This is a genomic window from Burkholderia sp. 9777_1386, assembly GCF_015712265.1.
GTDB lineage: Bacteria > Pseudomonadota > Gammaproteobacteria > Burkholderiales > Burkholderiaceae > Burkholderia > Burkholderia cenocepacia.
Genome location: NZ_JACCQB010000010.1, coordinates 1 through 23978, shown reverse-complemented (window position 1 = coordinate 23978; position 23978 = coordinate 1). Strand labels below are relative to the sequence as shown.

Here is a 23978-nt window from a genome sequence, read left to right as displayed (position 1 = left end):
ACGGCTTCCGACATGACGAAACTCACGCTGCGCAAAGTGCTCGCGGCGGCGGCGCTGTGTGCCTGCCTGCCGCTCGTCCCGCAAACCGCGGTCGCGGTCACGCCTCCCGCCGCAAGCCTGCCCGACTTTGCCGATCTGGTCGAAAAGGTCGGGCCGGCCGTCGTGAACATCCGGACCACCGCCAACGTGCCGACGGGCGGCCCGCGCGGCATGCTCCCGCCCGGCTTCGACAACGGCGACATGTCGGAATTCTTCCGGCGCTTCTTCGGCATCCCGCTGCCGCAGGCGCCCGGCAACGGTGGCGGCAACGGCAGCAACCCGAAGAACGCGCCGGCGCCGGACAATCCGCCCGATACCGAGCAGAACCGCGGCGTCGGCTCGGGCTTCATCGTGTCGGCCGACGGTTACGTGATGACCAATGCGCACGTCGTCGACGATGCGGACACCATCTACGTGACGCTGACCGACAAGCGCGAATTCAAGGCGAAGCTGATCGGCGTCGACGACCGCACGGACGTCGCGGTCGTCAAGATCCAGGCGTCGAACCTGCCGGTCGTCGCGATCGGCGATTCGAACAAGGTGCGCGTCGGCGAGTGGGTCGTCGCGATCGGTTCGCCGTTCGGCCTCGACAACACGGTCACGGCCGGCATCGTCAGCTCGAAGAGCCGCAACACGGGCGACTACCTGCCGTTCATCCAGACCGACGTGGCCGTGAACCCTGGCAACTCGGGCGGCCCGCTGATCAACATGCAGGGCGAGGTGATCGGCATCAACTCGCAGATCTACAGCCGCACCGGCGGCTTCATGGGCATTTCGTTCGCGATTCCGATCGACGAGGCGATGCGCGTGGCCGACCAGCTGAAGGCGACCGGCAAGGTCACGCGCGGCCGGATAGCGGTGGCGATCGGCGAGGTGACGAAGGACGTGGCCGATTCGATCGGGCTGCCGAAGGCCGAAGGCGCGCTCGTCAGCAGCGTCGAGCCGGGCGGCCCGGCCGACAAGGCAGGCATCCAGCCGGGCGACATTATCCTGAAGTTCAATGGCCGTCCGGTCGATGCGGCGTCGGACCTGCCGCGCATGGTCGGCGACACGAAGCCCGGCACGAAGGCGACGGTCAGCGTATGGCGCAAGGGTCAGGCACGCGATCTGCCGATCACGATCGCCGAGACGCCGGCCGAGTCGACGGCGAAGGCCGAGCAGCGCAAGAACGCGCCGCAGAAGCCGCGCCAGACCAATTCGCTCGGGCTGACGGTCAGCGACCTGACGGCGGAGCAGATGAAGACGCTGAAGCTGAAGAACGGCGTGCAGATCGACGGCGTCGACGGCCCGGCCGCCCGGGCGGGCCTGCAGCGCGGCGACATCGTGCTGCGTGTCGGCGACACCGACATCACGAGCGCGAAGCAGTTCGCCGACGTGACCGCGCAGCTCGATCCGCAGAAGGCGGTCGCGGTGCTCGTGCGGCGTGGCGACAACACGCAGTTCGTGCCCGTGCGGCCGCGCCAGAAGTAACGCGTCGATGTTCACGCTCTACGGCCGCGGCTGGTGCCACCTGTGCGACGACATGCGCGACGCACTGGCGCCGGTGGCGGCCGAATTCGGTGTCGCGGTCGACTACATCGACATCGACACCGATGCAGCGCTGGTCGCGCGTTACGACGAGGACGTGCCCGTGCTGCTGCTGGACGGCGCGGAAGTGTGCCGCCACCGGTTCGACGACGCGCGGGTGCGCGACGCGCTGGCGGCCCGGCGCTGAATCCGGCCCGCCGCCGGCCGACGCCGTTTTCGCACGGGGTTCGATCCGGCGGGCGCCCGCCCCGCGTGGCAGGGCGTCCGAAATCCCGCCCGGCAAAAGCCTTTTCGGCTAAAATAAGCCGTTTTTTCACCGACTTACAAGGCGTGCTCCGCAGTCGTGAGCGCGCCTTTTTCGCTTGATCGGCACTGAATGGATCATATTCGCAATTTCTCGATCATCGCCCACATCGACCATGGCAAGTCGACACTCGCGGATCGCATCATCCAGGTATGCGGCGGCCTCGCCGACCGTGAAATGGAAGCGCAGGTGCTCGACTCGATGGACATCGAGCGCGAGCGCGGCATCACGATCAAGGCGCAAACAGCCGCGCTGACCTATCGCGCACGCGACGGCAAGGTCTACAACCTGAACCTGATCGACACGCCGGGGCACGTCGACTTCTCGTACGAGGTCAGCCGTTCGCTGTCCGCGTGCGAAGGCGCGCTGCTGGTCGTCGACGCCAGCCAGGGCGTCGAGGCGCAGACGGTCGCGAACTGCTACACGGCGATCGAGCTCGGCGTCGAGGTCGTGCCCGTGCTGAACAAGATCGACCTGCCGGCCGCGAACCCCGAGAACGCGATCGAGGAGATCGAGGACGTGATCGGCATCGACGCGACCGACGCGACGCGCTGCAGCGCGAAGACCGGCCTCGGCGTCGAAGACGTGCTCGAGTCGCTGATCGCGAAGGTGCCGCCGCCGAAGGGCGATCCGACCGCGCCGCTGCAGGCGCTGATCATCGATTCGTGGTTCGACAACTACGTCGGCGTCGTGATGCTCGTGCGTATCGTCAACGGCACGCTGCGCCCGAAGGACAAGATCAAGATGATGGCGACCGGCGCGCAGTATCCGGTCGAGCACGTCGGCGTGTTCACGCCGAAGTCGCGCAATCTCGAGTCGCTGTCGGCCGGGCAGGTGGGCTTCATCATCGCCGGCATCAAGGAACTGACGGCCGCGAAGGTCGGCGATACCGTCACGCACGCGGCCAAGGCCGCTGCCGAGCCGCTGCCGGGCTTCAAGGAAGTGAAGCCGCAGGTGTTCGCGGGGCTGTATCCGGTCGAGGCGAACCAGTACGACGCGCTGCGCGAATCGCTCGAGAAGCTGAAGCTGAACGACGCATCGCTGCAGTACGAGCCGGAAGTGTCGCAGGCGCTCGGCTTCGGTTTCCGCTGCGGCTTCCTCGGGCTGCTGCACATGGAAATCGTGCAGGAGCGGCTCGAGCGCGAATTCGACATGGATCTCATCACGACCGCGCCGACGGTCGTCTACGAGGTCGTGCAGAGCGACGGCTCGACGATCATGGTCGAGAACCCGGCGAAGATGCCGGAGCCCGGCCGCATCGCCGAAGTCCGCGAACCGATCGTCACCGTGAACCTGTACATGCCGCAGGATTACGTCGGCTCGGTGATCACGCTGTGCGAGCAGAAGCGCGGCTCGCAGATCAACATGCAGTATCACGGCCGCCAGGTGCAGCTCACGTACGAGATCCCGATGGCCGAGATCGTGCTCGACTTCTTCGATCGCCTGAAGTCGGTGTCGCGCGGCTATGCGTCGATGGACTACGAGTTCAAGGAATACCGTTCGTCGGACGTCGTGAAGGTCGACATGCTGATCAACGGCGACAAGGTCGATGCGCTGTCGATCATCGTGCACCGGTCGCAGTCGCAATACCGCGGCCGCGAAGTCGCCGCGAAGATGCGCGAGATCATTCCGCGCCAGATGTACGACGTGGCGATCCAGGCCGCGATCGGCGCGCACATCGTCGCGCGCGAGAACATCAAGGCGCTGCGCAAGAACGTGCTCGCGAAGTGCTACGGCGGCGACATCACGCGAAAGAAGAAGCTGCTCGAGAAGCAGAAAGAAGGTAAGAAACGCATGAAGCAGGTGGGTTCGGTCGAGATCCCGCAGGAGGCGTTCCTCGCGATCTTGCGCGTCGAAGACAAATAACAGGACTGATCCTTTTATGAATTTTGCGCTGATTCTTTTTGTGCTCGTCGTCGTGACGGGCGTAGCGTGGGTGCTGGACAAACTGGTGTTCCTGCCGCGGCGTCGCAAGGCGGCCGACTCGGCGATCGAGGAGTTCGATCGCCAGCAGTCGCGCATCGACAAGCGTTTCGCGGACGAAAACGCCGCGCAGACGCGTTCGAAGCTGCGTGACGAAAAGCTGCGCCAGCCGTGGTGGCTCGAGTACACCGCGAGCTTCTTCCCGGTGATCCTGGCCGTGTTCGTCGTGCGTTCGTTCGTCGTCGAGCCGTTCAAGATTCCGTCGGGCTCGATGGTGCCGACGCTGCTCGTCGGCGACTTCATCCTCGTCAACAAGTTCGAGTACGGGCTGCGCCTGCCGGTCACCAACACGAAGATCACGCAGGGCAGCCCGCTGTCGCGCGGCGACGTCGTCGTGTTCCGCTATCCGAAGGACGAGTCGGTCGACTACATCAAGCGCGTGATCGGCCTGCCGGGCGACACGGTCGCGTACCAGGACAAGCAGCTCACGATCAACGGCCAGCCGGTGCCCGAAACGCCGCTGCCCGATTTCTTCGACGACGAGCGCCAGAATTACGCGAAGCAGTTCGAGGAAACGATCGGCAACAAGAAGAACGCGATCCTCAACAACCCGGCCGTGCCGCCGTTCGTGATGGGCGCATACGACTATCCGTATCGCGACAACTGCACGTACAACAGCCGCGGCGTGATCTGCAAGGTGCCGCCCGGCCACTACTTCATGATGGGCGACAACCGCGACAACAGCGCGGACAGCCGCTACTGGGGTTTCGTGCCGGACCAGAACATCGTCGGCCGCGCGTTCTTCATCTGGATGAACTTCAGCGACCTGAAGCGCATCGGTTCCTTCAACTGATCGCATTCGATTCACACGCAATACGCGACGCACGGGCCGCGTCGCGTATTGCCGAACTACTTTAAGAACCGGCGGTAACACCGCCTCGTCACGCCTTTTCGGGTCCGGCCGTGCCGTTTCGGCCCGACCGGCGCCCGCGTTATACTCCTGCACATGCCCCTATCCCAGTTGGAAAGCCGGCTGCGCTACGAATTTCGCAATGCGGAATTGCTGCGCCAGGCTTTGACCCATCGCAGTCACAGTGCCACGCACAACGAACGGCTCGAGTTTCTCGGCGATTCCGTTCTGAATTGCGCGGTGGCCGCTCTTTTGTTCCAGCGTTTCGGCAAGCTGGACGAAGGTGACCTGTCGCGCGTACGCGCCAACCTCGTCAAACAGCAGTCGCTGTACGAAATTGCTCAGGCCCTGAATATCTCGGACGGCCTGCGGCTGGGCGAGGGCGAACTGCGCAGCGGCGGGTTCCGTCGCCCGTCGATCCTCGCGGACGCGTTCGAAGCCATCATCGGGGCCGTGTTCCTCGATGGGGGCTTCGAAGCCGCCCAAGGGGTCATCAAGCGGCTCTATATCCCGATTCTCGACCACATCGATCCGCGCACGCTCGGCAAGGACGCGAAGACGCTGCTGCAGGAATACCTGCAGGGGCACAAGATCGCGCTGCCGACCTATACGGTCGTCGCGACCCATGGTGCGGCGCACAATCAGCAGTTCGAGGTCGAGTGCACGGTGCCGAAGCTGGACGTGAAGGTATCGGGCTCCGGCGCGAGCCGGCGCGCGGCCGAGCAGGCCGCCGCGAAGAAGGCGCTCGACGAGGTGATGGCGGCCGCACCGATGCTGGCCGCGAAGCCGAAGCGCTCGAAAAACGCGCGCGGCTCCAAGCATGTCGAACCCGAGATCGTGCCGGGCGTGAAGGGCGTGCAGGAAGCGCTCGACCTGCGCTCGCCCGAGCGGAAGGAACGTGCGGCGGCGCGCGAGGCCAGGGCGGCCGGCGCGGCGCCGGGGGCCGCCGCGGCGGCTGCAGCGGCGGGCGCTGAGCCGGCCGTCGCGCCGATGGCCGCGATCCGGGCCGCGCACGTCGAGCCGGCGGCGGACAAGGGCGAACGGGCGGCGAAGCCGGCGACCGACAAGGTGGCCGACAAACCGGCCGAGCGGCCCGACAAGGCCGCGGAAAAGTCCGCCGAGGCCGCACCGCGCGCAGCCGACAAGCCGGCCGGCCAGGCAACCGATCCGGCGCCCTCGTCGGCCGACAAGCCCTCCGCGAGTGCCGATTCCGCCGCGCGCACGCCCGCGCGCGCACGCGATGCCGCGGCGCCCGACGCCGATACGCCGCCCGGCGGCGCGAGTCTTGCTGCCGCGCAGGCGCGCGTGGCCGATGCCGACCACTGAATTGCCCAGCGATCGTGCCGCGCGCCGCGCGGCCGTTTCCGAACCTGTCTCCCAAACGATATGAACACTCCCGCTCCTACCGGTTTCCGTTGCGGCATGATCGCGATCGTGGGCCGCCCGAACGTCGGCAAGTCGACGTTGATGAACGCACTCGTCGGCCAGAAGATCAGCATCACGTCGCGCAAGGCGCAGACGACCCGCCACCGCATCACCGGCATCAACACGTTCGACGACGCGCAATTCGTATTCGTCGACACGCCTGGCTTTCAGACCCGTCACAGCACCGCGCTGAACCGTTCGCTGAACCGCGCGGTCACGTCGACGCTGACGTCGGTCGACGTGATCCTGTTCGTGATCGAGGCCGGCCGCTTCGGCCCCGACGACCAGAAGGTGCTCGACCTGATCCCGCCCGGCATGCCGACGCTGCTGATCGCGAACAAGATCGATCGCGTGAACGACAAGGCGTCGCTGTTCCCGTTCATGCAGAAGGTGAGCGAACTGCGCGAATTCACCGAGCTCGTGCCGCTGTCGGCGCAGAAGCCGGAAGACATCAAGCGCCTGCTGGACACGATCAAGCCGTACCTGCCGGAAGGCGAGCCGATCTACGGCGAGGACGAGCTGACCGACCGCAGCTCGCGTTTTCTCGCGGCCGAAATCCTGCGCGAGAAGGTGTTCCGCTGGACCGGCGACGAGCTGCCGTACACGAGCACCGTGCTGATCGACAAGTTCGAGGAGGAGGGGCGCCTGAAGCGCATCTTCGCGACGATCCTCGTCGAGCGCGATTCGCACAAGGCGATGGTGATCGGCAAGAAGGGCGAGAAGCTCAAGCAGATCAGCACCGAGGCGCGGATGGACATGGAAAAGCTGTTCGACGGCCCCGTATACCTCGAGACCTTCGTGAAGGTGAAGAGCGGCTGGGCCGACAACGAGGCGGGGCTGCGTGCCTATGGGTACGAATGACGCGCTGACGTCGACCGAAGACGCGGTGGCGGCCGGCGCGAACGACGCGCCGTTGCCGGCACCGCCCGAACCGCCGCGCAAGGCGCGGCGCGCGACGTCTCGCACGTCCGATTTCCGCGTCGCCGAGCAGCCGGCGTTCGTGCTGCACAGCTATCCGTATCGGGAAACGAGCCTGATCGTCGACGTGCTGACACGTGACCACGGCCGGCTCGCGCTCGTCGCGAAGGGCGCGAAGCGCCCGCACTCCGCGTTGCGCGGCGTGTTGCAGACGTTCCAGCCGCTGCTGCTGTCCTGGTCCGGCAAATCCGAGGTGCGCACGCTGACGGGCGCCGAGTGGGTCGGCGGGATGCTGCCGCTCGGCGGCGACGGCCTGTTGTGCGGTTTCTACGCGAACGAGCTGCTCGTGAAATTCTGCGCGCGCGAGGATCCGCAGCCGCCGCTGTTCAATCATTACGTGCTGACCCTCACGCGTCTCGCGCACGGCGAGCCCGCGGTGCAGGTGCTGCGCTCGTTCGAACGCGTGCTGCTGCGCGAGACCGGCTATGCGATGGCGCTGAACCGCACGGTCGCCCGCCGCGCGGTCGAACCCGAGCGCCGCTACGTGTTCGATCCGGAGCGTGGCGTACGTAATGCGGACGACGACGTGCCGTCGCACTGGCCGGTCATCACCGGCCAGACGTTGCTCGACATGGAGCAGGACGATTACCATCGAGCCCAGACGGTTGCGCAGAGCAAGACGCTGATGCGCTTCCTGCTGAACACCTATCTCGGCGGTACGCCGCTCGCCACGCGTCAGATCCTGATCGACCTGCAAAACCTATGAGCTTCTTCCTGACAACGCCCACCGCCATCGACCTCGGCGTGAACATCGACCACGTCGCGACGCTGCGCAATGCGCGCGGCACGCGCTATCCCGATCCGATCCGCGCGGCGCTCGCCGCCGAAGAGGCGGGCGCGGACGCGATCACGCTGCACCTGCGCGAGGATCGCCGTCACATCGTCGACGCGGACGTGCGCCAGTTGCGCCCGCTGCTGAAGACGCGCATGAACCTCGAATGCGCGGTGACGGCCGAGATGCTCGACATCGCTTGCGAAGTGCGTCCGCACGACGCATGCCTCGTGCCGGAGAAGCGCGAGGAACTGACGACCGAAGGCGGTCTCGACGTGGCCGGCCACTTCGAGGCGGTGCGCGCCGCATCCAAGCAGCTCGCCGACGAGGGCGTGCGCGTGTCGCTGTTCATCGACCCGGACGACACGCAGATCCGCGCCGCGCACGAAGCGGGCGCGCCGGTGATCGAGCTGCATACGGGCCGCTACGCCGAAGCGCACGACGAAGCGGAGCAGCAGCGCGAATACGAGCGTATCGTCGCGGGCGTACAGGCCGGCGCGCAGCTTGGCCTGAAGGTCAATGCGGGCCATGGGCTGCACTACACGAACGTGCAGCAGATCGCCGCGATCGACGGCATCGTCGAGCTGAACATCGGCCACGCGATCGTCGCGCACGCGATCTTCGCGGGCTGGGACAACGCGGTGCGCGAGATGAAGGCGATCATGGTCGCCGCACGCGTCGCCGCGCTGCATGGCGGCGCGCGCTGACGATGCGAGGCCGCCGCGCCCCGCACGCCGTTGGCGACGCGTTTGACCCGGCCTCGCCGGGCCACCCCGGCGGAGACTGACATGGCGATCTACGGCATCGGTACCGACATCGCGCAGGTGAGCCGCGTCGCGGCCGTGCTCGAACGCACGGGCGGCCGGTTTGCCGAGAAGGTGCTCGGCCCCGACGAACTGCGCGTGTTCCACGCCCGGCGCGCCCGCTCCGAGGCGCGCGGCATCGCGTTTCTCGCGACGCGCTTCTCCGCGAAGGAAGCGTTCTCGAAGGCGATCGGGCTCGGCATGCATTGGCCGATGACGTGGCGCGCGCTGCAGACGCTCAATCATCCAAGCGGCGAGCCGTACGTAGTCGCATCCGGCGAGCTGGCCGAATGGCTGGCCGCGCGCGGCATCACGGCACGTGTGACGGTCAGCGACGAACGCGACTACGCGGTGTCGTTCGTGGTCGCCGAAACGGACGCCGCGCCTGGCACTGCACCTGTTTCCCGAACTTCTTCCTGACGGAATTCACGATTCGATGAAAACGACTCCCGGCCCGGTCATGCTCGACGTCGTCGGCACGACCCTGTCGCGCGACGATGCGCGGCGCCTCGCGCATCCGAATACCGGCGGCGTGATCCTGTTCGCGCGGCACTTCCAGAATCGTGCTCAACTGACCGCGCTGACCGATTCGATCCGCGCGGTGCGCGAAGACATCCTGATCGCCGTCGATCACGAAGGCGGGCGCGTGCAGCGGTTCCGCACCGACGGCTTCACGGTGCTGCCCGCGATGCGTCGCCTCGGCGAGCTGTGGGATCGCGACGTGCTGCTCGCGACGAAGGTCGCGACCGCCGTCGGTTACATCCTGGCCGCCGAGCTGCGCGCGTGCGGGATCGACATGAGCTTCACGCCCGTCCTCGATCTCGACTACGGGCACTCGAAGGTGATCGGCGATCGTGCGTTCCATCGCGATCCGCGCGTCGTCACGCTGCTGGCGAAGAGCCTGAACCACGGCCTGTCGCTTGCCGGCATGGCAAACTGCGGCAAGCATTTTCCCGGGCACGGCTTCGCGGAGGCCGATTCGCACGTCGCGCTGCCGACCGACGACCGCACGCTAGACGCGATCCTCGAGCAGGACGTCGCGCCGTACGACTGGCTCGGGCTGTCGCTGGCCGCGGTGATCCCGGCGCACGTGATCTACACGCAGGTCGACAAGCGGCCGGCGGGCTTTTCGCGCGTGTGGCTGCAGGACATCCTGCGCGGCAAGCTCGGCTTCACGGGTGCGATCTTCAGCGACGACCTGTCGATGGAGGCTGCCCGCGAAGGCGGCACGCTCACGCAGGCCGCCGACGCCGCGCTCGCCGCCGGTTGCGACATGGTGCTCGTCTGCAATCAGCCGGATGCAGCCGAAGTCGTGCTGAACGGACTGAAGGCGCGGGCCTCGGCCGAGTCGGTGCGGCGCATCAAGCGGATGCGTGCGCGCGGCAAGGCGCTCAAGTGGGACAAGCTGATCGCGCAGCCCGAGTATCTGCAGGCACAGGCGCTGTTGAGCAGCGCGCTGGCGTAAGCGGGCAGGGCGGGCGCGGATCGTGTCGTTCCGGTCGCTCCAAACGAAAAAGCCGCGCAATCGCGCGGCTTTTTTACGGGTGGCGACAGCCTGATTCGAACAGTCGCCAGCACGGACTTGAACGCAACTAACGGTCAGATCCTGCCAGCGCCCGTATCCAGGGCGCCGTTCTCTCAGTTCACCTTCATCCGCTGCAGCTTGTTGTACAGCGTCTTCGGGCTGATGCCGAGCAGCGTCGCGGCGCGGTGGCGCGTACCGCCGACCGCGTCGAGCGTCGCGCGGATCAGCAGATCCTCGACGTCGGACAGCGGCGTGCCGACCTTGATCTGCACGCTGCTGCCGTTCAGCGCGGCGCCGGCGGAGAAGCTGGCCTCGCCCGCGCGCAGCGTCTCGATGAAGTCGCCCGATGCGTCGTACGCGAAGCGCACGCGTTCCTGCAGCTCGCGCACGTTGCCCGGCCATTCGTACGACAGGCATTCGCGCACGAAGCCCGGCGCCGCGCGCTTGTCGGTCGTGCTGCGGCCGGTTGCGCGCGCTTCGCGGTTCAGTTCGTCGATCTGCGCATCCGCGATCGCGAGTGCGTCGCCGTCGCGCTCGCGCAGCGGGGGCATCGTGATCGATGCCGCATCGAGGCGCAGCCACAGATCCTCCCGCAGTGTGCCGTTTGCCACCGCTTCACGCGCCGGGCGGCGCGTGGCCGCGATCAGCCGGAAATCGCTGGTGATCGAGCTCGTACCGCCGATCCGCATGAAGTTCTGCGAATCGAGCGCGTGCAGCAGCGCTTCCTGCAGCACGAGCGGCAGTGCGGTGATTTCGTCGAGGAACAGCGTGCCGCCGCCGGCTTGCTCGAACAGGCCCAACTCGCGGCGCTCCGCGCCGTCGAAGGCGCCGCGCTCGTGGCCGAACAGCACGCTGTCGAGCGACGCGCCATGCCGGCCGGCCTGCGCGAGCATCCGGCAGTCGAACGACACGAACGGCCCCTTGCGGCGCCGGCTCAGCTCGTGCAGCGTGCGCGCGGCCAGCTTCTTGCCGGTGCCGGCTTCGCCCGAGAACAGCACGGCCGTCTCGGTGCGGGCGTTGTGCTCGATCATGTCGTACACGTGCTGCATCGCGTCGCTGCGGCCGACCAGCGCGCCGAAGCGGCCCAGATGGCGCAGCGATGCCCGCAGCGACTGCACTTCGTCGATCAGTTCGTACGGGCGGGGAATCCGCGCGAGCAAGCTGCGCAGGCGCGGAATGTTGATCGGCTTGAGCAGGTAGTCCCAGATGCCGTGGCGCAAACCCTCGATGGCGCTCTCGACCGTCGCGTTGCCCGTCAGCACGATCACGGGCAGCGAGCCGTTCGGCTGTTGCTGCGGCAGGTGCTGGAGCAGGTCGAAGCCGCTGCCGTCCGGCAGGTTCAGGTCGACGAGCACGACATCGGGAATCGAGCGGCCGAGCGCCGTGCGCGCTTCGGCGAGCGACGTGGCCGTGTCGACCGAGAAGCCGTCTGCGGCGAGCAGCGCGGTGAGGCCTGACAGGCTGTTGGGATCGTCTTCGACAATCAGGGCGTGTGGCATGGTGGACGCGAGTCGAGTCAAGAGAGGCGGGCTGTCGGCCAGCGGACCGCAGCCGCATGTCGGATTAAAGACTGATTTTATGCCCCGCCGAACGCGTCACGCGCATTATTTCTCCGGCGCTATAAAACAGTTACCGATGATACAAATTGAATATCTTTACCGGTGGATTTTGTGCTGCTTATGGCGCCGGCTTGTGGCAGCTGTTGACGCCAGGCAAACAAAAAGCGCCCCGAAGGGCGCTTTGTTCGATGCGGATATCGCAGACGATTACGCGCGGCTGCGGTATTCGTTCGTGCGCGTATCGATTTCGATCTTGTCGCCGGTGTTGCAGAACAGCGGCACCTGCAGTTCGAAGCCGGTCGCCAGCTTCGCGTTCTTCAGCACCTTGCCCGACGACGTGTCGCCCTTGACGGCCGGTTCCGTGTAGGTGATTTCGCGAACGAGGATCGTCGGCAGTTCGACCGAGATGGCCTTCTCGTTGTAGAACACGACTTCGCAAGCCATGCCGTCTTCGAGGTAGTTCAGCGCTTCGCCCATCATTTCGGCTTCGACTTCGTACTGGTTGTAGTCGGCGTCCATGAACACGTACATCGGGTCGGCGAAGTACGAGTACGTCACTTCCTTGCGGTCGAGCACGACGACGTCGAACTTGTCGTCGGCCTTGTAGACCGATTCCTGACCTGCGTTCGACAGCAGGTTCTTCATCTTCATCTTGACGACGGCGGCGTTACGGCCCGACTTGTTGTATTCCGTCTTTGCGATGACCCAGGCGTCGCTGCCGATCTGCACGACGTTGCCTACGCGGAGTTCCTGTGCGGTTTTCATAAAAACACTGTCCTGATCAAATCAAATAAATAGGTGCCTGAGCGGTGCACAACGGGTGAGGCGCCAAGCAGATGCGTTCCGGTGGGCGCCCAAAGCTCAAACGCGAGCGCTTGCGTGGTCAGCCGTCGGATAACCGCTTATTTTAACTGAGATTTTGCGTATTCCGCCAGCTTTCCGGCGAGATCGCCGACGGCCGCGAGCGCGTCGGCCCAGCGGATCGCATTGGCGTCCAGCGCGGCGCGGTGTTGCCAGAAATCGGCCCAGTCGGGCGTGCCGGCGCCGTTCCACGCATGCCAGAACCGCTCGAGCGCCGCGCGCGGCGCATCGGGGAGGCCGGCCGACAGGTGCGCGAGCGCGGCATCGAGCTTCGGCAGGTGCACGTCGTCGGCCTGCGGGTAGATGTGCCACACGAACGGCTTGCGCGCCCATTGCGCGCGGACGAACGAATCCTCGCCGCGCACGAAGTTGAGGTCGGCGACCCACAGCAGCGCGTCGTAGTCGGGCTGCGGAACGAACGCGAGCCCGTGGGCGGTCAGGTTGCCGCTGCGCGCGTGCGCGCCCGCCGCGAATGATTCGACCCCGAAAAAGCGCGCGACGGCCGGCGACACGCGCCCGGCGGGTACGAGCGCGAGGACCGGCGACGGCCCGTCGCGCCACTGCGCGAGCAGCGCGTCGACGGCCGGGTTCTCGTAGGCGAACAGGCTGACGACCGTCGTGCCGGGCGCCGGCGGCGCGCCGCCGGTCGCGCGCCGCCACCACGCGGCGCGCGCTGCCGGGTCGGCGTCGAAGGCCGCGCGGCGTGCGTCGAGGTCGCGCTCCTTCGGCACGCCGCCGGTGCCGGCCGACAGGCCCGGAAAGAAGAACGTCTTCAGCAGCGGGTAGCGCGGATGCGGCGACGGCCGCAAATGGAAATCGGCGACCCAGTCCTCGGCGCTCAGGTATTCGAGGTTGATCCACACGGGGCGGCGCGCGCGTCGCGCCATCGCCGCGAGATACGGGCCGGGCAGCTCGCACGCGAACGCCTCGATCACGACATCGGCGATGTCCAGCGCGTCGCCGACTTCCGCATGCCAGTGCTCGATCACGATCGCGTCGACCGTCTGCCGGGTCGCGTCGGGGTCGACTTCCGGCAGCAGGCGCGCGAACGTGTGCAGGTCGTCGACGAACAGGCGAACCTGCCAGCCGTGCTCGTGCGCGAGCTGACGCGCGACGCGCCAGCACACGCCGATGTCGCCGAAATTGTCGATCACCGTGCAGAACAGGTCGCAGGCGATCGGTTCGCCCGGCGCGAGCGGCGCGGAAGAGAGTGGGGCAGCGGTGGTGCGTGGCATCGAAGCGGGCCGGTGAATGCTCTAAACTGGCGATTCTAATGGACCCGTTCCGCGTTACAAGGCGCCCGGATCACGCATGACATCCCCAGAAGCTTCCGATATTCCGTTCGAACCGAAGAAGATCCTTGCGCAGTTGCCGCACATGCCGGGTGTCTATCGCTATTACGACACGGCGGGCGCCGTCCTCTACGTCGGCAAGGCGCGCGACCTGAAAAAGCGCGTGTCGAGCTATTTCACGAAGACGCAACTGTCGCCGCGCATCGCGATGATGGTCACGCGCATCGCGCGCATCGAAACGACCGTCACGCGCTCGGAAGCCGAAGCGCTGCTGCTCGAGAACAACCTGATCAAGGCGCTCGCGCCGCGTTACAACATCCTGTTTCGCGACGACAAATCGTATCCGTACCTGAAGCTGACCGCGCACCGCTTTCCGCGGATGGCCTACTACCGCGGCTCAGTCGACAAGCAGAACCAGTATTTCGGGCCGTTCCCGAGTGCGTGGGCCGTGCGCGAGAGCATCCAGATACTGCAGCGCGTGTTCCAGTTGCGCACCTGCGAGGATTCGGTCTTCAACAACCGCACGCGGCCGTGCCTGTTGCACCAGATCGGGCGGTGCACGGCGCCGTGCGTCGGCGCGATCTCCGACGAGGATTACGCGGTCGACGTGTCGAACGCCGCACGGTTCCTGCTCGGCCGGCAGTCCGAAGTGATGAAGGAGCTCGAGCAGAAGATGCACGCGTTCGCGGCTGAACTGAAATTCGAGCAGGCGGCGGCCGTGCGCAACCAGATGAGCTCGCTCGCGACGGTGCTGCACCAGCAGGCGATCGAGGTCGGCAGCGACAGCGACGTCGATGTCCTGGCCGTCGTCGCGCAGGGCGGGCGCGTGTGCGTGAACCTCGCGATGGTGCGCGGCGGCCGGCACCTCGGCGACAAGGCCTATTTCCCGACGCACGTCGAAAGCGCGCTGACGCTCGCCGAGGGCGGTCTCGGCGAAGAGGCCGAGCCGGCGGAGGCGGTCGATGCGACGGCCGACGCGGTGCCCGATCTGCCCGCGGAAGAGGCCGGCAGCGCGCGCGGCACGGCGGCCGCGGCGTCGGTCGAGGCCGAGGTGCTCGACGCGTTCATCGCGCAGCACTATCTCGGCAATCGCGTGCCGCCCGTGCTCGTCGTCAGCCATGCACCGGCGAGCCGCGACCTGCTGGAGCTGCTGTCCGAGCAGGCCGGCCACAAGGTGTCGCTGGTGCGGCAGCCGCAGGGGCAGCGGCGCGCGTGGCTGTCGATGGCCGAGCAGAACGCGCGCCTCGCGCTCGCGCGGCTGCTGTCCGAGCAGGGCTCGCAGCAGGCGCGTACGCGCGCGCTGGCGGACGCGCTCAGCTACGACAGCGACGATCTCGCGACGCTGCGGATCGAATGCTTCGACATCAGCCATACGATGGGCGAGGCGACGCAGGCGTCGTGCGTCGTCTATCACCATCACAAGATGCAGTCGGGCGAATACCGCCGCTACAACATCACGGGCATCACGCCGGGCGACGATTACGCGGCGATGCGGCAGGTGCTCACGCGCCGCTACGAGAAGATGGTCGAGCAGGCCGCGCAGGCGGCGGCCGTCGACGAAGCGGCCGGCATCGACGGCGAGTCGACGCGCCAGGCCGAGGCGTCGAGCCTGCTGCCGAACATCGTGCTGATCGACGGCGGCAAGGGCCAGGTCGAGATCGCGCGGCAGGTATTCACCGAGCTCGGCCTCGATACGTCGATGCTGGTCGGCGTCGCGAAAGGCGAGGGGCGCAAGGTCGGCCTCGAAACGCTGGTGTTTGCGGACGGCCGCACGCCGCTCGAACTCGGCAAGGAGAGCGCCGCGCTGATGCTCGTCGCGCAGATCCGCGACGAGGCGCACCGTTTCGCGATCACCGGCATGCGGGCGAAGCGGGCGAAGGCGCGCCAGACGTCGCGACTCGAGGAACTCGAGGGCGTCGGCGCGAAGCGCCGGCAGCGGCTGCTCGCGCGCTTCGGCGGGTTGCGCGGCGTGGTGGCCGCGAGTGTCGAGGAACTGGCGAGCGTCGAGGGCATTTCGCACGCGCTCGCCGAGCAGATCTACAAGCAGCTTCACTGACGCGGCCGTGCGGCCGGCGGCGTTGCCAGCGTTCTTGTGGCAGGCCGGTCGACACGGCACAATTGCGAATCCTTTACTGTCCCGCATGCCATGCCGTTCAATTTCCCGATTTTCCTGACGTGGGTACGGATCGTGCTGATTCCGCTCGTCGTCGGCGTGTTCTATCTGCCGGACACGGTGATGGGCGGCGCGCACCGCAATCTCGCGGCGGCGGCGATCTTCATCCTCGCCGCGCTGACCGACTGGTTCGACGGCTTCCTCGCCCGCAAGTGGAACCAGACGTCGTCGTTCGGCGCGTTCCTCGACCCGGTCGCGGACAAGCTGATGGTGACGGCCGCGCTGCTGATCCTCGTGCAGATTTCGCGGGTCGACGCGGCGATCGCGCTGGTGATCGTCGGTCGCGAGATCGCGATTTCGGCGCTGCGCGAGTGGATGGCCCAGATCGGCGCGTCGAAGAGCGTGGCGGTGAACCAGCTCGGCAAGTTCAAGACCGCGTGCCAGATGGTCGCGATTCCGATGCTGCTGTTCTACGGGCCGCTGCCGCTCGGGATCGTGACGATCGACACGCGCGTGTGGGGCGAGTGGCTGATGTATCTGGCCGCGGTGTTGACCATCTGGTCGATGCTGTACTACATGAAACTCGCATGGCCGCAGATTCGCGAGCGTGGCGGCGCCTGACCCGCATCGCCTGTGCGGCGGCGGTTTTTGTAAAAAGGGCTGGAAAAGCCCTTGACACACGAATGTGCCTTCGACATAATCTCGCTTCTCCGCTGCACGACGAAGTAAGTGTGTGACGGGGAAGCAGGAGCGTAGCAATACGCGGGAGTAGCTCAGTTGGTAGAGCGCAACCTTGCCAAGGTTGAGGTCGCGAGTTCGAGACTCGTCTCCCGCTCCAGATTTTTTCTGGCAGCGCGTGGTACGGCAAAGCGCTGCAGGTGCAGGACAATGCGGGAGTAGCTCAGTTGGTAGAGCGCAACCTTGCCAAGGTTGAGGTCGCGAGTTCGAGACTCGTCTCCCGCTCCAGATTTTTCTGGCAGCGTGTAGTACGGCAAAGCGCTGCAGGTGCAGGACAATGCGGGAGTAGCTCAGTTGGTAGAGCGCAACCTTGCCAAGGTTGAGGTCGCGAGTTCGAGACTCGTCTCCCGCTCCAAGTAATGGGGAAGCCACGCTTCCCTTTTTATTTGATGGACCTCCGGTCCTCGAATGAAAATCTGTCGCTTGCCTCACGGCATCCGGACAGTCCGCTTTTGGCGCGATAGCAAAGCGGTTATGCAGCGGCCTGCAAAGCCGTTTAGGCCGGTTCGACTCCGGCTCGCGCCTCCAGAAAAAGCCCCGCTTCGGCGGGGCTTTTCTTTTTTCTGCGTCGCTTTCCCCCGTGGACGAAGAGGTCGCGCTGTGGGCGCCCTCTGGGAGGGCCCCGCGGGTGCGTTCGTCGCGCCCAGCTGACACGGCGTGGCGCGGTGGCTCTGGCCGGTCGAATCCCGGCGAGATCGCGACCGGGTTGCCCGACGCACGGGCCGACTGATGCGGCGGACTCGATCATCTGGCGCCAAAGCATCGCGGACATTCTGAGCATGCGCGCGGAAAGGTTGCTGAACGAAACGGGCTGATCATCTTCAGGGATGACGCCGCACAGCCCGTGGGGCAGTTCCACCGAGGATGCCGGCAGGGACTATCGTCGCGGCATCCTCGCTCGCCCGTCAGCAGAAACTGGCGGGATCTTGATCGGCGTGCGGATCGTGGCGCGCCTCACATATTCTCCCGGAAGCGTGGTTTCCTCATGTAATTTAATCATTTCGGAGGAGGGCGCGACCGGTAGCGGGTTGTCGGCGCATCACGTTCGATAGACTCCAGCCGTTTTCGGTTGCGGTCAGTTTGGTGCAGCACATGTCAATGCGCCAGACCGAGACTTTGTATGCGAAATCACGTCCGACCCGGATGTGCACAATTTGCAGCGAGGAGATCCATGCAACACCGGACGGCAGCCCCTTATTTCGTTGTGGCAGTCGGTATCGTGATCGCGTGCGCGCTGATGGGCCTGTGCGTGCTACAGCTATTCCAAAGCCGTCACGACGCCCTGGAGCGGGCCAGCGAAACCTCGCGCAATCTCGGCCTGATGGCCGAGCGCGACATCGAGCGCAACCTCGAACTCTACGATCTGTCCTTGCAGGCGCTGATCCATGGCCTGCAGCGGCCTGACGTGATGGCTGCGGCGCCCGCGCTGCGGCGGGAAGCGCTGTTCGATCATGCAATGACGGCGCAATTCATCGGTTCGCAACTGGTGCTCGATGCCGACGGGAATATCATTCTGGATTCGGCCAACGACGTGCCGCGCAAGGGCAATTTCGCCGATCGCAGATACTTCACGATCCACCGCGACAATCCGAACGTGGGGCTTTACGTCAGCGATCCATTCGTGTCGCGCTTGCGCGCCGGTATGCTGAGCATTGCGCTGTCGCGGCGCATATCGAATCCGGATGGTTCGTTTGCCGGTATCGCGCTGATCGCCATCAACCTTGAATATTTCCACAAGCTGTTCGCAGGGTTGTCATTGGGACAACACGGCTCGATATCGCTGATCGGAAAGGACGGCATCATGGTCATGCGGCAGCCGTACGACGTCCGGACCATCGGTCGCGATATCGGCAAAGCGGCAACCTTCCTGCGCTTCCGGAGCGCGCCCGAGGGCTCATTCTCGGAAACGGCATCGATCGACGGCGTGCGCCGTCTCTACTACTTCAAGAATTTGCCGACGCTGCCTCTGATCATCATGGTCGCAGAGGCGGAGCAGGATATTTATGCTGCGTGGCGACGTCGTGCGGAGACGATCGGCCTGCTGGTTGCGACGTTCGGCGCAGCGTTCATTGCGCTATCCGTGTTTCTCGGTGTGCAACTGCGGCGTCGGATGCGCGCGGAATCCGAGCTTGAGTTGCTGGCACGCACCGACGGGCTCACCGGTCTTAACAATCGCCGCAGTTTTGGGGAAGTTCTGGACCGGGAGTGGCGCCGTGCGCGACGAGCCCATTCCGTTTTTTCATTGCTGTTTGTCGATGTCGATCGTTTCAAAGCCTACAACGACACCTATGGTCACCAGGCGGGGGACGATGCGCTGGCTGCAGTCGCGCGCTGCATCGGCGAAAACATTCGCCGACCGACCGATACGGCGGCTCGCTACGGCGGAGAGGAATTCGTCGTGTTGCTCCCTGACACGCCACCGACGGGGGCAGCCCAGACTGCTGAACGAATACGCGCGGCGATCAACGAACTGGCGCTCGAGCACGCCGGAAGCGAATACGGGCGTGTGACTGCCAGCATCGGGTTGGCGAGTTGGACACCGGATCAGGACGGCGATCCCGGTGCGGTCATCAAGGCGGCCGACGAGGCGTTGTATTACGCGAAGGCAGCCGGTCGGAACAAGGTTTCCGCTTTCCAGTCGTCGATTTGACGGTGATTGGACCCGAGCAGGAGTCTCAACGTTACTTTGGGCTCGGGTATGTCGGTGCGTCTACGTAGACGCACGATTCCATGACGAATCGTTGCGCGCGAAATTCGGTCGGAAGTCATGTCGAACGGGAATGAGCGATGCTGCTGCTTGCCGGCATCTTTGAATCGTCTTTCCGGAGATCGATATGACTTCAGATGCGAATGAGCGGGGCACACGCGGATCGCCACGAAATTTCTTGACATGTCGCACCGGCGAACTCGACGTGGCCTACGAAGTATCGGGCCCGCTTGACGGACCGCCGCTGGTCCTTGTCCACGGATGGCCCGACGATGTTCAGTGCTGGGACAAGACTATCCTGGACCTCGGATCGAGTGGTCAGCAGTTCCGAATCTACGCGCCCTATCTGCGTGGATCGGGACCGACACGCTTCTTGAATGGCGACACGATGCGCAGCGGCGCAATTGCAGCGCTGACCCTTGATTTGTCGCAGTTCGTGGAAGCGCTGGATTTGACGAACGTCCTCCTCGCCGGGTACGACTGGGGAGCGCGCGCGGCGTACGGCGTCGCGGCGCTGTTTCCCGAAAGAATAAACGGTATGGTTACCGCCGCGGCGGGCTATGCCACCGCGATGCCGGCCAACGAAATGCCCTATGAACTGGCCAACGCGTATTGGTACGAGTGGTATGTCGCGACGACGTATGGAATGAAGGCCTATCGAGAGGATCGCGAACGGTTGTGCAGATACTTGTGGCACAGCTGGTCGCCCGCTTGGCCCGACAGGGAGAGCGACTTTCAAGCCATGATCGGCTCTCTCGACAATCCCGACTGGGCCGACATCAGCCTTCATGCTTACCGACAGCGCTGGCATGATGCGCCGGGCGCAGGTCAGCACGAGCAGATAGAACGACAATTGGCGGCTTCGCCGATGATCCCTGTCGACACCATCATGCTCCAGGGTGCGGAAGATCGTGACAATTTGCCCGTCACGTCTGAAAACAAGGAGCGGTACTTTTCCGGGCACTATGAACGCCGCCTGCTGCATGGAATAGGACACTTCGTCCCGCGCGAGGCGCCAGATGTCTTTGCGGAGGCCATACGCGCGATTGCCGGGCGGTGAGCTCATGATCCTGCGGCCTGACGACCGGAAGAGAGGTTTCCTGCATCACCTGAAGCCGTCGCGCACGGCGCACGCGACGTGTCGCAAGCCATCATCACCCATCCACCGGCTGCGCCGGCGTCTCGAGCTTCAACTGATAGAACGCCGCATCGAGCCAGCGGCCGAACTTGAAGCCCGCCTCCGCGATCGTGCCCGCGTGCACGAACCCCAGTTTCGTATGCAGCGCGATGCTGCCGGCATTGGTCGCATCGATGCAGCCGACCAGCACGTGCACCTGCGCTTCGCGCGCCCGCCGGACCACTTCGCGCAGCAGCCGTTCGCCGAGCCCGCGACCGCGCTGGTCGTTGCGCACGTAGACGCTGTGTTCGACCGTGTACTTGAACGCCGGAAACGCGCGGAACGTACCCCAGCTCGCGAAGCCGAGCAGTTCGCCCGCTGCGTCGACGGTGCCGAAAACCGGGAAGCCGCCCGCGCGTTTCGTCGCGAACCACGTGACCATCGCTTCCGGCGGGCGCGGTCGATAGTCGTACAGCGCGGTCGAGTTCACGATCGCGTCGTTCAGGATCTCGAGGATGGCCGCCGCGTGTTCGGCCTCGCTGCAATCGATCAGGCGCACGTCGTCGCGCTGTGTCGGGGAATTCATACGGGTTCCTTCCTGTTGGCTCTGAATCGGTTCCACACACGATGCGCGCGTCACGTGCTCCGCACGCCGGCGGCGGATGCATCGCAGATCGCGACGACATAGCGCGCGGCATGCGACGACGGATTGCTGAAGATCAGCGGCTGGTCGAGCCGCATGGCCAGACAGTCGCCTTCGTGAAGTTCGTGCAGCACGTCGCCGAACGTGACGTCGACGCGGCCGCTGATGATCCACACCTGCTGATGCAGCGCGCTTTCGCGCCCGCCGCTGTCGTACGCGACGCGCGCGCCGGGCGGGAAATCGACCTCGACGAGCTGGATCGGCGACGGCCAGCCGGCCGGCGACAGGTTGCGCCGCACATAGCCGGACGCCGGGTCGCGCCATTCGGCCTGCTGCGCGCGCCGTGCGAGCGGCTGGGCGGGCGCGTCGTCCCGGTCGCCGCCGAACAGTCCGGCCAGCGACACGCCGAGGCCGGCCGCGAGCTTGTCGAGCACGACGGCCGTCGGGCTGGCCGACGCGCGTTCGATGAGCGAGATCATCGAACGGCTGACGCCGGAACGCGCGGCCAGCGCGTCGAGCGTGTAGCCTCGAACGGCGCGCAGGTCGCGCACGCGCCGGGCAATGCGCTCGTTGATGCCCGTATCGTCGGCCGCGATGATCGCTGATTCTTTCATAATGGATTTATTGTCCAGCAAGCTGGAATTCGATGTCAACGGTATTTCCCGCAGCGGGGCGGCGGGAGGCGAGACACGAACGGCTTGCCCGGTCGTCATGCGCAGCGTAATATACGAAACAGCTACGTTTCGTTTAATTGGGGATATATGGGCATCATCAAGATTTCCGAGCATATGCATGAGCGGCTGCGCTCGACGAGCACGGCGTTGAGCCGTTCGATCAACGCGCAGGCCGAACACTGGCTGCGTGTCGGGATGCTGGCGGAACTCAACCCGGCGCTGTCCTACGGCGACATCTGCAAGATGTTGATCGAGGCCGAGGCGCGGGGCGACGACGTGGGGCCGGCGGAGACGGCCGCGCACGGCATCGAGCAGGTGGCGTGATGGCGAAACGCGAAATTCCGATCCGCGGTGCCGCGGAAATCGCCAAGTCGCGCGAAGCCGCGAAGCTCGCGTCGCAGGTGCTGACGATGATCACCGAGTACGTGAAGCCGGGCGTCACCACCGATGAGCTGGACGCACGCTGCCGCGAATACATCATCGACGAATTGGGCGCGATTCCCGCGAACATCGGCTACCACGGCTATCCGAAGACGCTGTGCACGTCGGTCAACCACGTGGTCTGTCACGGCATTCCGACGTCGCGGCCGATGCGCGACGGCGACATCGTGAACCTCGACATCGCAGTGATCAAGGACGGCTGGTTCGGCGATACGAGCCGCATGTACTTCGTCGGCGAACCGAACGAACTCGCGCGGCGGCTCGTCGCGGCGACCTACGAGGCAATGCACGCCGGCATTCGCGCGGTGCGTCCCGGCGCGACGCTCGGCGACGTCGGTTATGCGATCCAGCAGGTCGCCCATCGTGAAGGGTTCAGCGTGGTGCGCGAGTATTGCGGGCACGGCATCGGCGACGTCTATCACGACGAGCCGCAGGTGCTGCATTACGGTCGCCCGGGCACCGGCCTGCCGCTGCGGCCGGGGATGATCTTCACGATCGAGCCGATGCTCAACGCGGGCAAGCGCGACACCCACGTGCTGGCCGACGGCTGGACGGTCGTCACGAAGGACCATTCGCTGTCCGCGCAATGGGAGCACATGGTCGTCGTGACGGAAACGGGTTTCGAGGTGCTCACCGAGGACGCGAAGCCCCAGGCGTTCTCGGCGCTTCCGGGCACGCACGCTGCCTGACACTGGCAGGGGTGCGCCGCGCACGGCGGCGTAGCGTTGCAATGGAAGCGTTGCAATGAAACGGGCCCCTTCGCGGGGCCCGTGTCGTTCACGGCGGCCGGCGCCGCGACGCCGCGGCGCTTAACCGCGCGCCTTCTCCCAAGCGTGTTCGACGAACACGCGACAGAGTGCTTCCATCCCTTGGCGGTCTTCGTCGTCGAAGCGCGCGGCGACCGGGCTGTCGACGTCCCACACGCCGATCAGCGTGCCGTCGCCGGCGACCAGCGGCACGACGATTTCCGATTCGGACGCCGCATCGCATGCGATATGGCCGGGGAAGTCGTGCACGTCGCGCACGACCTGCGTCTCGCGGGTCTGCGCGGCCGTGCCGCACACGCCCTTGCCGAGCGCGATCCGCACGCACGCGGGCTTGCCCTGGAACGGTCCGACCACGAGCTCGGTGCCGTCGAAGAAGTAGAAGCCGGCCCAGTTCAGGCGATCGAGCGAGTGATAGACGAGCGCGGAGAAATTCGCCGCATTCGCGGTCAGGTCGCGTTCGGATTCGACGAGCGCGCGCGCCTGCTCGACGAGCGTCGCGTATTGATCGGCCTTGGAGGCGGTAGGGTCATTGGACAGCGTGAACATGGCGGAAAGCGATAGGGGTTGTGAAATGCGCACTCGCGCGTACCGCAGTCTACGGCACCCGCGCGCGCTCTGCAGCGTGTGGTCGTGCGTGACGCGGCGCGCTTGTATGTTCAGTACTGACCAGTACGGTAAAGTCTGGTGGTAGCCAGACGAGACCGTGCAGTTTGCCCCGCGCTTGGGTGTTGGAGCCCGTGACTGAGTACAAAACGCACGGTTGCCGTGCTGGTCTTCCTGAAGCCCGAACGGTTACGCGCGCCATTTACATCGAGTGCGCATGTACAAGCATGGGATCCGAAGATCATGTCTGCTCCTTC

At 65.6% G+C, this 23978-nt stretch carries 22 protein-coding genes and 4 tRNA genes; 20 read left to right on the top strand and 6 right to left on the bottom strand.

Annotation, left to right across the window (positions count from 1 at the left end; all coding sequences use genetic code 11):
* The first annotated feature begins 12 nt into the window (after positions 1-12).
* The 10 genes from H0X91_RS10530 to nagZ all read left to right on the top strand — a co-directional run bounded on the left by H0X91_RS10530 (position 13) and on the right by nagZ (position 10146).
* Positions 13-1509 (top strand): DegQ family serine endoprotease, encoded by a 1497-nt coding sequence (locus H0X91_RS10530; protein ID WP_048986989.1) that lies wholly within the window; start codon positions 13-15, stop codon positions 1507-1509.
* A gap of 7 nt (positions 1510-1516) precedes the next feature.
* Positions 1517-1753, top strand: a complete 237-nt coding sequence (locus H0X91_RS10525; RefSeq protein ID WP_006476497.1) for a glutaredoxin family protein — start codon at positions 1517-1519, stop codon at positions 1751-1753.
* A gap of 189 nt (positions 1754-1942) precedes the next feature.
* Positions 1943-3736 carry a translation elongation factor 4 gene (gene lepA, locus H0X91_RS10520; RefSeq protein WP_006490871.1) on the top strand — a complete coding sequence of 598 codons (1794 nt, stop codon included), beginning with the start codon at positions 1943-1945 and terminating at the stop codon, positions 3734-3736.
* Positions 3737-3752: 16 nt separating this feature from the next.
* Positions 3753-4646, top strand: a complete 894-nt coding sequence (lepB, locus tag H0X91_RS10515; RefSeq protein WP_006490870.1) for a signal peptidase I — start codon at positions 3753-3755, stop codon at positions 4644-4646.
* 153 nt (positions 4647-4799) lie between these two features.
* Entirely contained in the window at positions 4800-6029 is a 1230-nt protein-coding gene (gene rnc, locus H0X91_RS10510) for a ribonuclease III (RefSeq protein WP_012492435.1), read from the top strand.
* Between the two features lie 60 nt (positions 6030-6089).
* A complete protein-coding gene (era, locus tag H0X91_RS10505) occupies positions 6090-6989 on the top strand; it encodes a GTPase Era (RefSeq protein WP_006485602.1) in 900 nt (299 codons plus the stop codon).
* The gene (gene recO, locus H0X91_RS10500) at positions 6976-7812 is read left to right on the top strand and encodes a DNA repair protein RecO (RefSeq protein WP_006497720.1); all 837 of its coding nucleotides are present in this window, start codon (positions 6976-6978) and stop codon (positions 7810-7812) included. Before era ends, recO begins: the two co-directional genes overlap by 14 nt.
* Positions 7809-8585 carry a pyridoxine 5'-phosphate synthase gene (gene pdxJ, locus H0X91_RS10495; protein WP_196433020.1) on the top strand — a complete coding sequence of 259 codons (777 nt, stop codon included), beginning with the start codon at positions 7809-7811 and terminating at the stop codon, positions 8583-8585. Before recO ends, pdxJ begins: the two co-directional genes overlap by 4 nt.
* 81 nt (positions 8586-8666) lie before the next feature.
* The gene (gene acpS / locus H0X91_RS10490) at positions 8667-9101 is read left to right on the top strand and encodes a holo-ACP synthase (RefSeq protein ID WP_006485603.1); all 435 of its coding nucleotides are present in this window, start codon (positions 8667-8669) and stop codon (positions 9099-9101) included.
* A gap of 16 nt (positions 9102-9117) precedes the next feature.
* Entirely contained in the window at positions 9118-10146 is a 1029-nt protein-coding gene (gene nagZ, locus H0X91_RS10485) for a beta-N-acetylhexosaminidase (protein ID WP_006485604.1), read from the top strand.
* A gap of 173 nt (positions 10147-10319) precedes the next feature.
* On the opposite strand, the gene H0X91_RS10480 is transcribed toward nagZ, so the two are convergent.
* The 3 genes from H0X91_RS10480 to earP form a co-directional block, all read right to left on the bottom strand.
* Positions 10320-11705, bottom strand: a complete 1386-nt coding sequence (locus H0X91_RS10480) for a sigma-54-dependent transcriptional regulator (RefSeq protein ID WP_006485607.1) — start codon at positions 11703-11705, stop codon at positions 10320-10322.
* Between the two features lie 267 nt (positions 11706-11972).
* A complete protein-coding gene (gene efp / locus H0X91_RS10475) occupies positions 11973-12530 on the bottom strand; it encodes an elongation factor P (protein WP_006485608.1) in 558 nt (185 codons plus the stop codon).
* Positions 12531-12667: 137 nt separating this feature from the next.
* Complete coding sequence (gene earP, locus H0X91_RS10470; RefSeq protein WP_084750039.1) at positions 12668-13861, bottom strand: elongation factor P maturation arginine rhamnosyltransferase EarP; 1194 nt, start codon at positions 13859-13861, stop codon at positions 12668-12670.
* Between the two features lie 76 nt (positions 13862-13937).
* On the opposite strand from earP, the gene uvrC reads away from it, so the two are divergent.
* The 8 genes from uvrC (at position 13938) to H0X91_RS10430 (ending at position 20536) form a co-directional block, all read left to right on the top strand.
* A complete protein-coding gene (gene uvrC / locus H0X91_RS10465; RefSeq protein ID WP_006482194.1) occupies positions 13938-15974 on the top strand; it encodes an excinuclease ABC subunit UvrC in 2037 nt (678 codons plus the stop codon).
* 90 nt (positions 15975-16064) lie between these two features.
* The gene (gene pgsA, locus H0X91_RS10460) at positions 16065-16652 is read left to right on the top strand and encodes a CDP-diacylglycerol--glycerol-3-phosphate 3-phosphatidyltransferase (protein WP_006482193.1); all 588 of its coding nucleotides are present in this window, start codon (positions 16065-16067) and stop codon (positions 16650-16652) included.
* Between the two features lie 141 nt (positions 16653-16793).
* Positions 16794-16869: transfer RNA gene (locus tag H0X91_RS10455), tRNA-Gly, on the top strand.
* Between the two features lie 52 nt (positions 16870-16921).
* A tRNA-Gly gene (locus tag H0X91_RS10450) sits at positions 16922-16997 on the top strand.
* A 51-nt stretch (positions 16998-17048) separates the two neighbouring features.
* Positions 17049-17124: transfer RNA gene (locus H0X91_RS10445), tRNA-Gly, on the top strand.
* A gap of 99 nt (positions 17125-17223) precedes the next feature.
* Positions 17224-17297 (top strand) — tRNA-Cys (locus H0X91_RS10440).
* A gap of 643 nt (positions 17298-17940) precedes the next feature.
* Positions 17941-19419, top strand: a complete 1479-nt coding sequence (locus H0X91_RS10435) for a sensor domain-containing diguanylate cyclase (protein WP_196433019.1) — start codon at positions 17941-17943, stop codon at positions 19417-19419.
* A gap of 184 nt (positions 19420-19603) precedes the next feature.
* Positions 19604-20536: an alpha/beta fold hydrolase gene (locus H0X91_RS10430; protein WP_048989498.1), complete on the top strand. Its 933-nt coding sequence runs from the start codon at positions 19604-19606 to the stop codon at positions 20534-20536.
* 94 nt (positions 20537-20630) lie between these two features.
* Here the strand turns inward: H0X91_RS10430 and H0X91_RS10425 are convergent, their stop codons facing one another.
* Positions 20631-21179 (bottom strand): GNAT family N-acetyltransferase, encoded by a 549-nt coding sequence (locus H0X91_RS10425; protein ID WP_196433018.1) that lies wholly within the window; start codon positions 21177-21179, stop codon positions 20631-20633.
* 50 nt (positions 21180-21229) lie between these two features.
* Positions 21230-21850, bottom strand: coding sequence for a helix-turn-helix domain-containing protein (locus H0X91_RS10420; protein WP_060263364.1), 621 nt, complete (start codon positions 21848-21850; stop codon positions 21230-21232).
* Between the two features lie 147 nt (positions 21851-21997).
* On the opposite strand from H0X91_RS10420, the gene H0X91_RS10415 reads away from it, so the two are divergent.
* Both H0X91_RS10415 and map read left to right on the top strand, forming a co-directional pair.
* Complete coding sequence (locus H0X91_RS10415; protein ID WP_060263365.1) at positions 21998-22234, top strand: ParD-like family protein; 237 nt, start codon at positions 21998-22000, stop codon at positions 22232-22234.
* Positions 22234-23040 carry a type I methionyl aminopeptidase gene (gene map / locus H0X91_RS10410; RefSeq protein ID WP_006482199.1) on the top strand — a complete coding sequence of 269 codons (807 nt, stop codon included), beginning with the start codon at positions 22234-22236 and terminating at the stop codon, positions 23038-23040. The genes H0X91_RS10415 and map overlap by 1 nt, the downstream gene beginning before the upstream one ends.
* A gap of 120 nt (positions 23041-23160) precedes the next feature.
* Here the strand turns inward: map and H0X91_RS10405 are convergent, their stop codons facing one another.
* Entirely contained in the window at positions 23161-23664 is a 504-nt protein-coding gene (locus H0X91_RS10405) for a GAF domain-containing protein (protein WP_006482190.1), read from the bottom strand.
* Between the last annotated feature and the right edge of the window lie 314 nt (positions 23665-23978).